The organism is Thalassotalea fonticola (assembly GCF_032911225.1).
Lineage (GTDB): Bacteria > Pseudomonadota > Gammaproteobacteria > Enterobacterales > Alteromonadaceae > Thalassotalea_A > Thalassotalea_A fonticola.
Genome location: NZ_CP136600.1, coordinates 196,254 through 212,055 on the forward strand (window position 1 = coordinate 196,254; position 15,802 = coordinate 212,055).

Below are 15,802 nucleotides of genomic sequence, written 5' to 3' on the forward strand. Positions count from 1 at the left end.
TGTTTACTGATGAGGTATTAAACTTTATAAGCGGGTAAATCGAAATTAAATGGTTTTACTCCATGCATGGTTAAATATCCGTTATAACTACTTTCACCATCACCACTAAATTCAAATTCGAATACGCTTTTAATGAATAAACCTTGCCTTTTTGAACAGCCAACCCCAGTTTTTGTGCGGGCTATTGCGATAAATTGCAAGCTGTTTTGTTCACAGTGTTGTTCTGCTAAGGCACGAGCACGCTCTGCAACTTTGCGTAGAAAAACAAAATACCAAATAATTAAAAACGCAAACAGTAAAACGTATATCTCAGCCATGGTAATTCCTATTATTCTATTTATTTTTTAGTTGTTTTTTACTTGAGTAAATATTTTGCCAATAGCGTTAGCCAGTTTTTCACTGCGTTGTGGGGAACGAATGCATTGCAATAATGATGGCCTAATTGCTGGCAGTGCAATTAAATCCTGAAATACAGCCATAAATACATTTTGCTCAACAATACTGACCAGTTTCTCTAAGAATAAGGTTAACGTATTCAAATCGGTCAAAGCGAACCAAGCTCGTCCAGAAATGGTGAGTAATACATTCAAATCGGCTACTTGTTTTGCTTTTATAACTTCTATGATAAGCGTTTTAACTAATGGGTTTTCAGCACTGGCTGAAATTGCTCTAATTAAATTAGCCAAACACTCGAAGTCAGTAGAACCTTTGGTTAATTCATTTTGCGCCATTTCAATAAGTTGTGTAAGTAAAGAAATTGGCAATACTTGGTTTTCTAATGCTGAACAAAGAGGCGTAAATACTGTTATAGGTAAGTGTGGTAAGGCTTGCATCAATGCGTTGCAGTTTTCTTCGGTATCTATTCGAGCAGCAAAATCACACAAGCCTTGAACACCAACCCCTTGCCAGGTTTCCCAACCAAGCTTTCCGGAAAAAAATAGCTGACAATGTTCGTAATACTCAGAAGATTTTTGCTTCAAATCACGTTTAACCACAGCATTTAATGCCGCTAATTTGTATTGAGTTGGAGTGAAGTTATAGGGGTTAGCTTGTAACAATTCTTCTTGTTTTGTTGTTGGATCTTGGGTTAGATCACTGCCTAATGCCTCAAGAATAATCGCTAAATAATGATTACGAGCACCTTGATTTAATAGACCGCGTTCATCCAATGGAAACTTTACAAACCAAATATAAGGAATATCTGGTTTATTCTGCCAAAACACAATGGCAAAACAAGCGTGTCCTTGAATGGGATAAGGATAAGGCTGCATTGCCTGTTCAACTTTTTCAAATTCTCGCTTGCTTATTTTAGTCACTTTTCGGCCCATATCGTATAAGCGATATGACGAATCAGAAAGTTGTAAAAGCTCTGAAATGGTAGAAATATTGTTCATAATGTTAGGTAAGCAGCCAGTTAATACAGATAATCGATGAATAATGGCGTGATTATAATTATAATTCACACTTAACTCCATGTAATTTTTAATTGAGTACCTATTGGCAAATTCAAAGCACTTACTTGTTTTACTCTCTAAATTGGCAGCAGAGCTTAAAGCATTAAACTTATGGCAACAACAGCGCCCTACAGAACAGGAGCTTAGTAGCTTACAACCATTTTGTATCGATACCTTAACTTTTGCACAATGGCTACAGTTTATTTTTATTGAGCGTATGAAAGCATTAGTAGCTGATAAAATGGCGCTGCCGGCACAAATATCACTTTGCCCTATGGCTGAGGAGTCTTTTAAACATAAGGGCGAGTTGGCTGCGAATTTAATAAATTTAATTGCTGACATAGATGAGTTATTAAGTGGTAAAAGAGAGCAAAGCCTTTATGTTAGAAAATAATAACGCTAACACCAATGAGGTAGAGTGTGACGATGTGCCTCCTAGCTTGACCATTCTTTATCAAGATGAGCACTTAGTCGCAGTCAATAAACCTAGTGGCCTATTTGTTCATCGCTCATTTATGGATAGAGATGAAAAGTACTTTGCTCTACAATTGGTCAGAGATATGGTGGGAAAGTATGTATATCCATTACATCGCCTAGACAGACCAACATCAGGTGTGCTGTTATTTGGGCTGTCTGAAGATGTTGCCCGTAAAATGGGTCAAGCATTTACCGATAAAACGATTAAAAAAACCTATTACGCTATAACTCGCGGATTTCTTGAGGGAGAAGGGCAAGTTGATTACCCATTAAAAGAAAAGCTGGACAAGCTCGGTGATAAATTTGTATCTCAAGATAAACCGCCACAAGATGCTATAACTGATTATAAAAGTATTTGCACTGCATCTTTACCTATTCCATTAGGCAAGTTTCCTAGTGTTCGCTATTCTTTGGTGCAATTAAAGCCACATACTGGTAGACGTCATCAGATAAGACGACATCTGGCACATTTACGTCATCCAATAATCGGCGATATTAATTATGGTGATAATAAACAAAACCCATTCTTTGGTGAACATTTTGGTTTTAAACGGTTAATGCTTCATGCGCAAAAATTAAAGTTTAATCACCCAATAACGAATGAAGCTGTTTGTATAACTGCAGAATTTGACCAAGACTGGGAATGTGTATTTACTGAACTGAATTGGCAAACTCCTGACTAGAATAGTAAGCATTAAAAGCAACTCATCAGTACTGTTAATGCTTTAAGGTAATACATTGTTAATACCTTTTACTGTCATCTTCAGTTATTAAGCCTTGTTTTAGTAATTCAGCTTTAATCGATGCGGTAGTGCGCTGAAAATGCTGAGCTAGTTGTTTGAAGTTTTCTCCGTTATTAAAGTTTTCCGCTAAACTCGTTTTAACGTCTCCTGTCCAAGGCAAGCCACAATTCTTAGGTAGCCCTTTAAGCTCATTTGCCTGTTGTTTTTGTTCAACACTCATTCTTCCTCGTTTAAGCGGATTTTTGATATGTTCTAAACACGTGAATAGAGCTCTGATAATTTCGGGACTGTTATAAGGCGATTCTGCCGGAAAAACTTCACCTGTAATTGGGTTAACACCGTTGGCAAGGGTGATTATAGTCTGTATTGATTGTTGAATATCCATATCCATTCTCCATTTTTTTGATGTTTAAGCGAAATTCACTTATTAATTAGTGTAGAACAACCTTGTCTAATGTCATATTTTGTAATGCAAAATTACAAAATAAGTGTATATACCAAGTCCATTAATTATCTGCTCATTTTTACTGGTTAAAATGAATAACTACTGCGTTATAAAATTTTATGCCTTGTATTTACCCCTTTTTCCTCAATAAAAAGTAGATCACATAATTAATAGAATTGGTATCACCCATCAGCTTGCTTTACATTTTTGCAACTTTATAGAAAATAACTACTTTAATACTTGCTAACACTATTTAAACCGGTATACTCCTTTGCGCAAGCTTGAAATGCAATACGTTTTATCTCGATTTATAAGTTCAACAAGTTCCAACATCTCGACATAATAAGTAATACATGAAAAAAGCTATATCTCCATGTCGGAGTTGTAACACAATTAATTTATAAATTTAGGAAGATATTATGTCTGATATGAAAAGCGGTACAGTAAAATGGTTTAACGACGAGAAAGGTTTCGGATTTATCGAACAATCTGAAGGTCCAGATGTATTTGTTCATTTCCGTGCTATCGAAGGTACAGGTCGTCGTACATTGACTGACGGTCAACAAGTTGAATTTGAAGTAGTTCAAGGCCAAAAAGGCCCACAAGCTGAGAACGTAAAACCTTTATAAGTTTTACTCTAGCTTACGCTACTCAAGAAAGTCGATGATTGCATCGGCTTTTTTTATGCCTGAAAATAAATATAAATAAACAGAGTCAGATCTAAATTAAATTCTGTAAGTCTGCAATTTATTGATAGATAGATACATAATTTAACAGCAAGGTTGTCCAAATTATTACAAATAGGATGGGCGTATATTTGGAGGGGGCATCACCTAATAAGATCAATTTCTTGCGCTTGTCACTATTCCAAAAGTTTTTGAATGCTTGATTTGAACGTTTAAAACGCTCATCTGAAAGTAACTTTATCGACTCTCTGGTTGAGCTAAGTGAAAACCACACCATAATAGAAAGAATGATAGAGCCAATCGGAATTAGTAACCACAATATATCGGCTACTACTTTATTGCCATTTACCCCAGTGCTGATCGCAAACCCTGTGAATAAAAAAGCCTGAGAGGTTACGTACCAAGTCATTCTTTGATTTATGTGACTATGCTCACGTGAAATTTGTGTGGTTAGCCATTGCCATTCGGGTGTTTCAATGTCCCATTTACTTGTTGAGTTGTCTTCGCTCATGCCTTTGTTCTCTTCGAATTAACATGCATTAGTGATTTTACACATAAGAAGTATAGCTGTTATGCCTTAAGCTGATTAAATAGTTGATGGAAACCAATAGAATAAGTTTAATGATTTACTCGCTTAAACATTAAAAAATCAGACGGTTTGAGAAGCCAACCCCTAATAAATATTAGTAATTTCTCACTAATCATTCGTACTTTTAAGTTTTTAGCCAAAATAGTAAAAAATATAGTTGCACATTTATTCCAATTAACTACAGTTTTTTTAAGTTTCTATAAAAAATGCTTATAAGCAATAATGTGAATATTTACCCATTTTAATCAAATATTGAGGTGACAACCCACCGAACTTTTATAATTGTTTTGATGTTGTTGCTGCTTATTTGAACGTATCTTATTGTTTTTTTGTCCTATATGAATAACCTTGCAAGCCTTTACCTACGAAGGTTTAGGTAAACTTGTTTGTTATAATTTTTTGTTCTAGAAAAATTATTCTTATTTCTTACACTCATATGCTAACAATTCGTTTGTTAACAAATTTTTAACGTCCTCTGTTTGATTATTTTAAATAGTTAAATTTGATTTCCTAAATAATAAATTTAAGAAGTCGTAGATCGTTAAATCAAAAATAAAATTAATAATATATGTGGGAGTTTGAATGTTTAATTCAAAAAAAATATCTCTAGCTTTAGTGTTGGCGGGGTTATCTTGTGTAACTAATGCAGCTTCACATGCACAGAGTAAGAGTTCTGGCGCATTTGATTTGGCCGTTGCTAACGAGCATAAGCTAATTGAAATGCTGAGAGAGTCAGGAAAAATATCAAAAGATGCCAGCATGAATGACGCAGAAGCAGCGTTAAGTGGTTATTTAAAAACACGCCAACAACAGGAGCGAGCGAAAGCTGGAGTTCAAGACTTTGACGTAGCAAAAATGTTCAAGTCGAGTGGCAAAAATAAATTGCATCATTCATTAACAAATGGTCAAGGTAACAAATTAGGTCAAGCTAAAAAAAATGCACCAGCACCTGTAATGTTAGAAAGTTATGAGGGAGATGTTCGAACTGCTAAGGTATTAGCATTATTAATTGAGTTTCCAGACTTTGAACATAATTCAATTCTAGCTGAAAATACTGGAATGTATTTTGAAGACTACACCCCCGCTCATTATGCCGACATATTATTTGGCGCTGATGGCTGGTTTGCACCCAATGGTCATAAAGCCAATTCAATGAAAATGTATTATGAAGCTCAATCAGGTGGTAGTTATTCTGTTGAAGGGGCTGTTGCTGGTTGGTATATGGCACAAAAGCCTGCCGCATTCTACGGTAACAATGAAGATGGTGATGCACGTTCATTAGTTCGGGAAGCATTAATGCATGCAGCAGCAGATCCAAGCGTTGACTTAGCTGATTATGATATCGAAGACCGCTACGACTTAGACGGAGACGGTAATGTATGGGAGCCAGACGGATTAGTTGATCACGTTATGATATTCCATTCAAGTGTCGGTGAAGAAGCTGGTGGTGGACAGCTTGGCGAGGATGCTATTTGGGCTCATCGCTGGAACTTAGGTGGAGTCTTTGCTGTTGAAGGTACCAGTGCAGAAGTTCCATATTGGGGCGGCGTTATGGCAGCCTATGACTATACCATTCAACCAGCTGACAGTGCTGTTGGGGTTGTAAGCCACGAATACGGTCATGATCTAGGTTTACCTGATGAATACGACACTAATTATACTGGTAGAGGTGAGCCTGTTTCTTCCTGGTCAATAATGTCTAGTGGCAGTTGGGCTGGTAAAATTGGCGGCACGGAGCCGACTGGTTTTAGTGCCTGGGCAAAAGAGTCTCTACAGCATTCTATGGGGGGAAATTGGTTACATGGCGCTACTGTTGAGTACGATCAAATTGATAGTAAAGGCTTAACTGGTTTACTTGATGAAGCTGTAACTAAAGGCAGTAATAATGATGCGATAAGAATTAACTTGCCGCAAAAACAAACGTTTATTACCCAACCAAGCAGTGGTGAATATGCTTATTTTAGTGGCTCTGGAGATAACTTATTTAACGAAATGATGTTTGCAGGCGATTTGAGCTTAGCGACTTCGGCAAAGTTAACCTTCAAAACTTGGTATGATATTGAAACCGATTGGGATTATGCTTATGTATATGTATTAAGTTCAACGGGCGTTAGTTTTGTAAAAGGCAATATAACAACCGATGAAAATCCAAATGACCAAAATAGAGGTAATGCAATTACAGGTAGCTCTAATGGCTGGGTTGATGCTGAATTTGATTTATCAGCTTTTGCCGGTGAAACCATTGAAGTTTACCTAGCTTATGAAACAGATGGTTACGTGGCCAATCCTGGTATTTATATCGATGATATTAACTTAACCGTAGATGGTAACGCTACATTTATGGCAAATGCAGATACTGAAAATGAACCTATGTCATTAATGGGCTTCAGCACTGATAAAGGTTCAAAACTCTCTGATCATTATTACTTGGCTGAGTGGCGATCGCACAATGGTATTGATGCTGGATTAGCTCATGTTAGTGTGGCCGGGCAATTATTACCGTTTGAACCAGGATTATTAATTTGGTACGTAGATAATGCCTTTGATAATAATTGGGTAGGTGATCATCCGGGTGATGGCTTCTTAGGTGTGGTTGATGCGGATAGACATAGTAATAAATGGAATGATCAAGAAGTAGCCTCTACACGTTATCAAGTACATGACGCTACATTCTCGTTAACAAAAGATTCGAATGTTACCTTGGATCTGAAAGATAGTTATGGCATATCATTAACAGATAACTTCACTCAGCGTAATCCGGAGTTTGATGACAGTACATCATTTATTTCGGCAGATATTCCTGACGCAGGTAGAAATGTTCCTACCTATGGGTTAAAAATTAGAGTTGTTTCTCAAAGTAAAGACGGAACCGTAGGTAAAATTTTAATTTATCGTTAAATTATAACTTTTACTTTTTCAAAGGCGCAGTTCATGCGCTTTTGATCCTTTCCCCCTTTGTAACCTAAAGATAAATTACCTATACTATTTTTTAGAACAAAAAATAGGATATGAAATGACCTACCAAACGGCTCTGCATAACTTTTTAGAAAATAGCCAAAAATACCGTGAACAAGAATTTTTACATCAACCCATAAGTGGTGTATGGCACACTTTTTCTTTTACTGAAGTAGAGCAACAAGCGAGAAAAATTGCTTCTGGTTTGATAAACCAGGGCTTTGAGCAAGGTGATCGCATTGGCATTTTATCTAAAAACTGTGCCGAATGGTTTATTGTTGATTTAGCCATAATGATGGCGGGCATGATCAGTGTCCCTATCTATTCTACCGCAGGGGCTAAAACAATTCGTTATGTTATTGAGCATAGTGCGATGAAAGCCATGTTTATTGGTAAACTTGATTCGTTTGAAGCAACACAGGCAGGGGTGAGCGATGACCTGCTAACCATATCTTTTCCATATCCAACTTTAAGCTGTAAAGAGAGCTGGCTAAATTGGTTAAACACATACTCACCGTTAGAAAATATTCATATGTCTGCTTTAGATGATTGTATGTCTATTGTTTATACATCAGGTACAACCGGTGACCCCAAAGGGGTTATGATAAGCTATTTAAACCTTGCTAGTGCTGCCCGTAGCACTTGTGAGAGTATTGAAGTCACTCGCAATGATAGGTTTGTATCTTACTTACCCCTTGCTCATATTACTGAGCGCAGTGTTGTTGAATGTGCCGCTTTTGATTCAGCTATGCAGGTTTATTTTGTCGAAGGCTTAGATACCTTCATAGATGACTTACAGCATGCATCACCTACATGTTTCCTCTCAGTCCCTAGATTATGGGCAAAGTTTCAAGCCCAAATATTTGTAAAAATGCCGGCTAAAAAACTCAAGTTGTTGCTGAGTTTGCCAATTATAGGCAAGCAAGTAGCTAAGAAAATAAGAAAAAAATTGGGTTTGTCGGCGACAAGAGTTTTTGCCTGTGGTTCAGCGCCAATTGCTATATCATTATTAGACTGGTACCAAAAGTTAGGCATCAACATCAGCGAGGGGTGGGGCATGACTGAAACTTCTGGTTTATCTTGTGGTAACTTCCCATTTAAAGTCTCAATGCTTGGCACTATTGGTGTGCCCGTTGAATGCGTCGAAATGAAATTGTCAGAGCAACAAGAAATTTTGATCCGTGGTGATGCCGTATTCAAGCAGTATTATTTAAATCCAGAAGCGACCGCGCAAGAATTCACCGACGATTGGTTTCATACCGGGGATAAAGGGGAAATATCCAATGATGGAGCCTTTAAAATAGTAGGGCGTATTAAAGAGCAGTTTAAAACGTCTAAAGGTAAGTATGTTGTGCCCGTGCCAATTGAAGGTATGTTATGTCGTAACAGTTCAATTGAACAAGTGTGTGTCATGGGGTTAGGGCTTAAACAGCCTATTGCATTAGTTGTGTTAGGCGAAGGTATCGACAGGCATGACAAAATTATTCAGCAAGGGTTGCTGGCGACTATTAAAGAAGTAAATAATGAACTAGAAAGTCATCAGCGCTTAGATTTTATCTATGTTTGCGGTGATGCCTGGGATATTGAAAATGAACTATTAACGCCAACATTAAAATTAAAGCGCGCTAGTATTGAACAATTTTACTCAGCTAAGCTACCTCAAAATGATAAAAATAAAGTAGTCGTTGAACCGTAATTAATAAATGTTGAGTCAGAATTAATAAAAAACCCTGTTAGTTGGATAAACTATCAGGGTTTTATTTAGAGAGATAAAATACGTTCTATACGTTAAACCTGAAGTGAATTACATCACCGTCTTTAACTTTGTACTCTTTCCCTTCTAAACGCCATTTACCGGCTTCTTTAGCGCCAGATTCACCATTGTTATCAATGTAGTCATCGTAGCCAATAATTTCAGCGCGGATAAAACCTTTTTCAAAATCTGTATGAATAACGCCAGCTGCCTGTGGGGCGGTAGCATCTACTTTTACTGTCCATGCACGTACTTCTTTAACGCCAGCGGTGAAGTAAGTTTGCAGGTGCAATAAGCTATAACCTGAATATATTACTCGATTTAGGCCCGGTTCAGTAATCCCCAAGTCTTCCATAAATTCAACGCGTTCGTCTTCGTCCATCTCTGACAATTCACTTTCGATTTCAGCACAAACAGCAACCACTACTGCGCCTTCTTTTTCAGCAATTTCCCGCACTTTGTCTAAATATGGATTATCTTCAAAGCCATCATCATTTACATTAGCAATGTACATGGTTGGTTTAGAGGTTAAGAAATTAAAATAAGCAACTGCGGCAAGTTCTTCTTTAGTCAGGTCTAAAGAGCGGATCATTTCGCCGTCTTCAACGTGCTTAAGTATTTTTTCTAATACCGACACTTCAAATTTAGCGTCTTTATCGCCGCCTTTAGCGCGTTTTGCTTGACGAAATATAGCGCGTTCAGCAGTATCCATGTCAGCAAGGGCTAATTCAGTATTGATAACGTCAATATCGTCTTGCGGGTTTACATCACCAGCAACATGCACAATGTTTTCATTGTCAAAACAACGAACTACATGGCCTATTGCATCTGTTTCACGGATGTTGGCTAAGAATTTATTACCTAACCCTTCACCTTTTGACGCACCTGCAACTAGGCCGGCGATATCAACAAATTCCATGGTGGTTGGTAATACGCGCTCAGGGTTAACTATGCTAGCTAATTTGTCTAAACGCGGGTCAGGTACAGGAACTACGCCGGTGTTTGGCTCAATTGTACAAAACGGAAAGTTAGCGGCTTCAATACCGGCTTGCGTTAATGCGTTAAATAAAGTTGATTTACCGACGTTTGGTAAACCGACAATGCCACATTTAAATCCCATGATAAGTTCCTGTGTGTTTAGCTTGCTTTAAAAGTATGAAGTCTATTTTGAGCTTTTTTGAGACCATCTTTTTCCCAGATCTCAAAACAACGAGCACCTTCATCGATGCTTTGCTCTAATAAGGTTTGTTCACTTGCCGGAGCTTTACCCAGCACGTAACCGGTTACCCGGTCTCTATGCCCAGGATGGCCGATGCCGATCCTAAGCCGATAAAAATTTTTATTATTAGCCATGCAAGAGATGATATCTCTTAAGCCATTATGACCGCCGTGGCCACCGCCTTGTTTTATTTTACAAACGCCTGGATCTAAGTCTAACTCGTCGTGAGCAACTAAGATGTTTTCTACCGGGATACGGAAAAAATTCGCCAATGGAGCAACTGCTTTACCACTGCGATTCATAAAGGTAGTAGGGATCAGTAAATGGACAATTTCAGCGCCAATAAGGCCTTTGCCATATAAGCCGCTGTATTTTTTATCGGGCGATAAGGAAATGTTGTATTGTCTTGCCAGTTCTTCTACGAACCAGACACCTGCATTATGGCGGGTTTTGGTATATTCGGGGCCTGGATTACCCAGGCCCACAACCAACTGAATATTAGTCGTCAAGGAGATTCCTTAGCGATTATTCTTCAGTTGCTACTTCTGCATCACCTTCAGCAGCTTCTTCTTCATCTGAAGATTTAGCAGCTTTTGGAGTGCTAGCTGATACTACAGCTGCGTCGTGGCTTTCACCTTTAGACAACTCAACTGATGTTACGCCTTTTGGAAGAGCGATATCAGATAAGTGTAATGGGTGACCAACTTCTAAGTTTGCAACATCTACTTCGATGAACTCAGGTAAGTTCTTCGGTAAACATGCAACTTCGATTTCATTCAAGTTGTGAACAACGATGTTACCAGCTTTAGTTACTTCTTCTTCATTGATGAAGTGAATAGGAACTGAAGTGTGTAACTCAGTTTTAGCATCAGTACGTAAAAAGTCTAAGTGCATTACTTGTTCTTTGTACGGGTGACGTTGCATATCTTTGATTACAACTTTAACTTTCTTTTTACCAATGTTTAACGTAAGAATGTGAGAGTAAAACCCTTCTTCTTGTTGTGCACGCCAAACTTTGTTGTGAGTTAAAGTAATAGATACTGGTTCTTGACCGGCACCGTAAACGATTGCTGGAACTAGGTTCGCGTGACGTAGGCGGCGGCTCGCACCTTTCCCCATATCTGTACGAACTTCAGCATCTAAAGTATATAAATCCATAATGATTTCTCTATCTTAATAGTAAATATTGTAATTACTCTTTGCGACCAAGAGTAATCTCTAATGCCCTTGTTGGGCTGCTTTTTATAAGCCTTACACAAGAATAAACCTGCACTGAGCTAAAAAAGGCGGCGAATGATAACATTTTTAAGGCTGTTAACAAACAAAAAGTGCGCTAAAAAGCGCACTTTATTGAATTTTTTTGTAAAGTGAGGAAGATAACTCCCCGACTTTAGAAATTATTCTTCAAACATTGCCGAAATAGATTCTTCATTGCTGACGCGACGAATGGCTTCAGATAGCATACCTGATAAGCTTAATTGACGAACATTTGATAATGCTTTCATTTCATCTGTTAATGGAATTGAGTCGGTAACGATCATTTCATCAATCACTGAGTTTTTAATGTTTTCAACTGCACCGCCAGATAATACTGGGTGAGTGGCATAAGCAAATACTCGCTTAGCACCATGCTCTTTAAGCGCGGCAGCTGCTTTACATAACGTACCACCAGTATCAATCATGTCATCAACAATAATACAGTCACGGCCATCAACATCACCAATAATATGCATTACTTGTGAAACGTTTGCTTTCGGGCGACGTTTATCAATGATAGCTAAATCGGTATCGTCTAATAATTTTGCTACTGCACGAGCACGTACAACACCGCCAATATCAGGAGAAACTACCACTGGATTATCCAGTTTCTTGTTTAGCATATCTTCAAGTAATATTGGTGTACCAAATACGTTGTCTACTGGTACGTCAAAGAAACCTTGAATTTGTTCTGCGTGTAAATCAACGGTAAGAACACGGTCTACACCAACACTTGATAAGAAATCAGCAACAACTTTTGCCGTAATTGGTACACGAGCACTACGTACACGACGGTCTTGGCGAGCGTAACCAAAATATGGAATAACGGCTGTGATACGACCGGCCGAAGCACGACGTAAAGCATCAACCATTACAATAAGTTCCATAAGGTTATTGTTAGTAGGGGCACAAGTAGATTGGATTATAAAAACATCCGCACCACGAACGTTTTCAGTAATCTCAACGCTGATTTCACCGTCACTAAAACTGCCAACTTTTGCATCACCTAAATTAATATAAAGACGGTCTGCAATTTTCTTAGCCAGTTCAGGGGTGGCGTTACCCGCAAAAATTTTCATTTCAGGCACTGTCAGTTCCTCAGAAACTTCGACATCATTAAACATAATACACTAAACCTTAATAACAATAATTATTACAATAAATCCAATGCGTGTGGGCTAACCTAATGTTAGCAGAAGCTAAATAATACAAACGTATTTATTAGCAAGAGTTAAAGCTAATTAACCCTATACCATCACCTTATCAATCTAGCTCAGCTAAAATAGGCGAATGGCTTAAACCTTTTGCGACAAATGATTTTACACCATTTGGCAACTTTGATTGTACTTGCTCGGCTGATTTTTTATCCTTAAAAGATGAAAAAATACAAGCTCCGGTGCCAGTTAATCTTGATGGCGCGTATTCTAACAACCAAGACATCAATTTGGCAACCTCAGGGTAGCGTTTTATAACCAACTTTTCACAATCATTATGACAACTGTCAATATCAACATTGTTAATGTCTATTTTTGCTGTATTTCTTGGTAATTCTTTTGCCCCAAATATTTCAGCCGTAGAGATTGAACAGTTAGGGATTGTTACTAAAAACCAAGGCGTATCAACGACTATTGGAGTAAGATGCTCACCTATACCTTGGGCAAAAGCGGTGCAGCCGCGAACAAATACAGGCACATCGGCACCCAGGCTTATCCCTAACTCGGCAAGTTGGTCAGTTGTATAATTAAGTTGCCAAAGTTTATTTAATGCCAGTAAGGTTGTTGCCGCATTTGAAGAGCCACCTCCTAAGCCGCCGCCCATAGGTAATTGTTTTTGAAGTTTAATTTCTACGCCTAATGAGCAACCTGCCTGTAATTGTAAACGTTTAGCAGCTTTAACAATTAAATTACTGTCATTACTAACGCCAGCAATAGGGGTTAACAAATTTACTTGCCCACTATTATTAATTTTGAATTCAAGTGAGTCGCCAAAGTCAAGAAACTGAAAAATCGTTTGTAATTCATGGTAACCATTGCTCCGTTGGCCGGTAATATGTAAAAAACGATTTATTTTAGCGACTGAAGAAAAACGTTGAAAGGAGTTGTTCACTAATTAATTTCCCAAGTATGGATAGCCATTTTTATAACTAATTGCTGATGTTTAATCGTTAACTGACTTGCCAAACGTAAGTTATTCACTAAATTGTATTTTTTATAGTGTAATTGCCAATAGGTATTATTAACCCAAGCATTTAACGTTTGGGGTAAAAGTGTTGTTTCGGAGTAAGTTATTTGATCTTCGTTTTGTGCTTTTAAACCTTTTATCCAATAAACCAAGGCATTAACGGGTAAACGGATGCCAGAAACCTGGTTTAATAAATCTTCTAAATTATCATCTTGGTAGGTTTTGCCATTGGCTGTTAAAATATGAATATCGTTTTTTGAACTTAGCGTTAAAACATTTACCCCTAGAAAAGTGGTGAGTTTTAAATTGGTAGAATGTTGAGTTTGACGCCAATATAAATTAGCACTTTGCTTACTGTTGCCCTCAATAAAGGCTATTTTACCTTTTATTGTCCAATTATGAAGACGGCTTAACTGTTCTGCACGTTGAGTTTTGTTTTGAAACAATTGTTGATCTGTTGCAACTTTTGTTGTGCTACAAGCTGTTAACATGGCGACTAAGATAAAAATTAACGCATTCATCAAAGTAACAGGGCTATTTTTGCTGTGTTTTAACATTTTTTTGATAAAAACCTTTAATTTTTTGTTGTTATCTTGTGGTGCATCTTTCAATCAGCGCGGTTATTTCGTAAAATTAGCGCCACTATGATAAAATTTTTTTATTGTTAGTCAATACTAAGTTATTTCATCGGGTGAATATCTGAGTTCAAATTAAACTCAATATTGTTTTTTATATTAACAGGTTATTTATATTTTCATATGTCCATTTTTGCTGTAGGAATTAATCACAAAACTGCGCCAGTATCCGTGCGTGAAAAAGTGGCATTCACTCCTGATAACCTTACTCATGCATTGCAACAAATGATAGACGAGCTTGCTTGTAAAGAAGCAGCTATTTTATCTACCTGTAATCGGACCGAATTATACTTTGTTCAAGATAAGCCTCTATTAGAGGTACAGCAGCGTATAACTGCTTGGTTGGAAGATTACCATAAAGTACCTGCAAGTATGATCTCACCAACGTTGTATTGGCATCATGACCAACAGGCTGTTAACCATATGATGCGTGTTGCTTGTGGGTTGGATTCACTCATCTTGGGTGAGCCACAAGTACTTGGTCAAATGAAACAAGCTTATAGCCAAGCGAAAGCGGCAGGCTCTATGCAAATGATCATGGAACGTTTATTTCAACGTACCTTTGGCGTTGCTAAGCAAGTCCGTACCGATACTGAAATAGGTGCCAGTGCTGTTTCTGTGGCTTTTGCAGCAGTAAACCTTGCCAAGCACATTTTCGCCAAATTAGAAAAAAGCAAAGTGCTGCTTATTGGCGCAGGTGAAACTATCGAATTAGTTGCTAAACACTTATACGATAATAAGGTAGGTAAAATAACAGTTGCCAATCGTACTGTCGCGCGTGCTGAAAAAATGGCGTCAGCAATTGGCGCAGAAGTGATAACCTTAGCGCAAATACCAGAACACATCAGTGATGCTGACATAGTAATAAGCTCGACTGGTTCAACCTTACCTATCATTGGTAAAGGTATGGTTGAAACTGCATTACAGCAGCGTCGTCATCGGCCAATTTTTATGGTAGATATTGCTGTACCTCGCGACATCGAAGAGCAAGTAGGTGAACTACAAGATGTATTTTTATATACGGTAGATGATTTACAAGGTATTGTTGCGCAGAATATGGAAAACCGTAGAAAAGCGGCAGACCAAGCTGAAAAAATTGTAGTTACTCAAACTGATGATTTTATGGCCTGGTTGCGTGGTTTAAATACTCAAGATGCAGTAATCGCTTATCGTAATCAATGTTTAAGTAAACGTGACGCACTATTACTAAGAGCCAAGCAACAGCTTGAAAATAATAAAAGTCCTGATGCAGTTATTGCTGAACTGGCAACCAAGTTAACTAATAACTTAATGCACGCCCCAACCCGAGCATTGCAGTCTGCTGCGCAGGGTGGCGAACTAGATAAAATTATATATCTACACGATGTTTTTGATTTAGACAAAAAAGATAACTAAATTAAACAAATAA

The 15,802-nt window shown here is 37.8% G+C and carries 16 protein-coding genes; 6 read left to right on the forward strand and 10 right to left on the reverse strand.

Annotated features, from left to right (window positions below; translation table 11 throughout):
• Positions 1 to 17: 17 nt before the first annotated feature.
• Positions 18 to 317, reverse strand: coding sequence for a DUF3301 domain-containing protein (locus RI844_RS00860; protein ID WP_348396598.1), 300 nt, complete (start codon positions 315 to 317; stop codon positions 18 to 20).
• 27 nt (positions 318 to 344) lie between these two features.
• Complete coding sequence (locus RI844_RS00865) at positions 345 to 1,463, reverse strand: DUF3549 family protein (RefSeq protein ID WP_348396599.1); 1,119 nt, start codon at positions 1,461 to 1,463, stop codon at positions 345 to 347.
• Between the two features lie 34 nt (positions 1,464 to 1,497).
• On the opposite strand from RI844_RS00865, the gene RI844_RS00870 reads away from it, so the two are divergent.
• A complete protein-coding gene (locus tag RI844_RS00870; protein ID WP_348396600.1) occupies positions 1,498 to 1,848 on the forward strand; it encodes a YqcC family protein in 351 nt (116 codons plus the stop codon).
• Positions 1,835 to 2,614, forward strand: coding sequence for a tRNA pseudouridine(65) synthase TruC (gene truC / locus RI844_RS00875; RefSeq protein ID WP_348396601.1), 780 nt, complete (start codon positions 1,835 to 1,837; stop codon positions 2,612 to 2,614). Before RI844_RS00870 ends, truC begins: the two co-directional genes overlap by 14 nt.
• A 58-nt stretch (positions 2,615 to 2,672) precedes the next feature.
• Here the strand turns inward: truC and RI844_RS00880 are convergent, their stop codons facing one another.
• Complete coding sequence (locus RI844_RS00880) at positions 2,673 to 3,059, reverse strand: hypothetical protein (RefSeq protein WP_348396602.1); 387 nt, start codon at positions 3,057 to 3,059, stop codon at positions 2,673 to 2,675.
• 479 nt (positions 3,060 to 3,538) lie between these two features.
• On the opposite strand from RI844_RS00880, the gene RI844_RS00885 reads away from it, so the two are divergent.
• Positions 3,539 to 3,748 carry a cold-shock protein gene (locus RI844_RS00885; protein ID WP_348396603.1) on the forward strand — a complete coding sequence of 70 codons (210 nt, stop codon included), beginning with the start codon at positions 3,539 to 3,541 and terminating at the stop codon, positions 3,746 to 3,748.
• Positions 3,749 to 3,866: 118 nt separating this feature from the next.
• On the opposite strand, the gene RI844_RS00890 is transcribed toward RI844_RS00885, so the two are convergent.
• Positions 3,867 to 4,316 (reverse strand): hypothetical protein, encoded by a 450-nt coding sequence (locus RI844_RS00890; protein WP_348396604.1) that lies wholly within the window; start codon positions 4,314 to 4,316, stop codon positions 3,867 to 3,869.
• Between the two features lie 660 nt (positions 4,317 to 4,976).
• Here RI844_RS00890 and RI844_RS00895 point away from each other — a divergent pair.
• Positions 4,977 to 7,292: an immune inhibitor A domain-containing protein gene (locus RI844_RS00895; protein ID WP_348396605.1), complete on the forward strand. Its 2,316-nt coding sequence runs from the start codon at positions 4,977 to 4,979 to the stop codon at positions 7,290 to 7,292.
• Between the two features lie 115 nt (positions 7,293 to 7,407).
• Complete coding sequence (locus RI844_RS00900) at positions 7,408 to 9,045, forward strand: AMP-binding protein (RefSeq protein ID WP_348396606.1); 1,638 nt, start codon at positions 7,408 to 7,410, stop codon at positions 9,043 to 9,045.
• An 85-nt stretch (positions 9,046 to 9,130) separates the two neighbouring features.
• On the opposite strand, the gene ychF is transcribed toward RI844_RS00900, so the two are convergent.
• The 6 genes from ychF to lolB form a co-directional block, all read right to left on the reverse strand.
• Positions 9,131 to 10,222: a redox-regulated ATPase YchF gene (ychF, locus tag RI844_RS00905; RefSeq protein WP_348396607.1), complete on the reverse strand. Its 1,092-nt coding sequence runs from the start codon at positions 10,220 to 10,222 to the stop codon at positions 9,131 to 9,133.
• Between the two features lie 17 nt (positions 10,223 to 10,239).
• On the reverse strand, positions 10,240 to 10,830 hold the full coding sequence (gene pth / locus RI844_RS00910; RefSeq protein ID WP_348396608.1) for an aminoacyl-tRNA hydrolase: 591 nt from the start codon (positions 10,828 to 10,830) through the stop codon (positions 10,240 to 10,242).
• A gap of 16 nt (positions 10,831 to 10,846) precedes the next feature.
• On the reverse strand, positions 10,847 to 11,479 hold the full coding sequence (locus tag RI844_RS00915; protein ID WP_348396609.1) for a 50S ribosomal protein L25/general stress protein Ctc: 633 nt from the start codon (positions 11,477 to 11,479) through the stop codon (positions 10,847 to 10,849).
• A 239-nt stretch (positions 11,480 to 11,718) separates the two neighbouring features.
• Positions 11,719 to 12,666, reverse strand: a complete 948-nt coding sequence (locus RI844_RS00920; protein ID WP_348398294.1) for a ribose-phosphate pyrophosphokinase — start codon at positions 12,664 to 12,666, stop codon at positions 11,719 to 11,721.
• A 175-nt stretch (positions 12,667 to 12,841) separates the two neighbouring features.
• Positions 12,842 to 13,684 (reverse strand): 4-(cytidine 5'-diphospho)-2-C-methyl-D-erythritol kinase, encoded by an 843-nt coding sequence (gene ispE / locus RI844_RS00925; RefSeq protein WP_348396610.1) that lies wholly within the window; start codon positions 13,682 to 13,684, stop codon positions 12,842 to 12,844.
• The gene (gene lolB, locus RI844_RS00930) at positions 13,684 to 14,316 is read right to left on the reverse strand and encodes a lipoprotein insertase outer membrane protein LolB (RefSeq protein ID WP_348396611.1); all 633 of its coding nucleotides are present in this window, start codon (positions 14,314 to 14,316) and stop codon (positions 13,684 to 13,686) included. The genes ispE and lolB overlap by 1 nt, the downstream gene beginning before the upstream one ends.
• A gap of 201 nt (positions 14,317 to 14,517) precedes the next feature.
• On the opposite strand from lolB, the gene hemA reads away from it, so the two are divergent.
• Positions 14,518 to 15,789 carry a glutamyl-tRNA reductase gene (gene hemA / locus RI844_RS00935; protein WP_348396612.1) on the forward strand — a complete coding sequence of 424 codons (1,272 nt, stop codon included), beginning with the start codon at positions 14,518 to 14,520 and terminating at the stop codon, positions 15,787 to 15,789.
• The last annotated feature ends 13 nt before the right edge of the window (positions 15,790 to 15,802 follow it).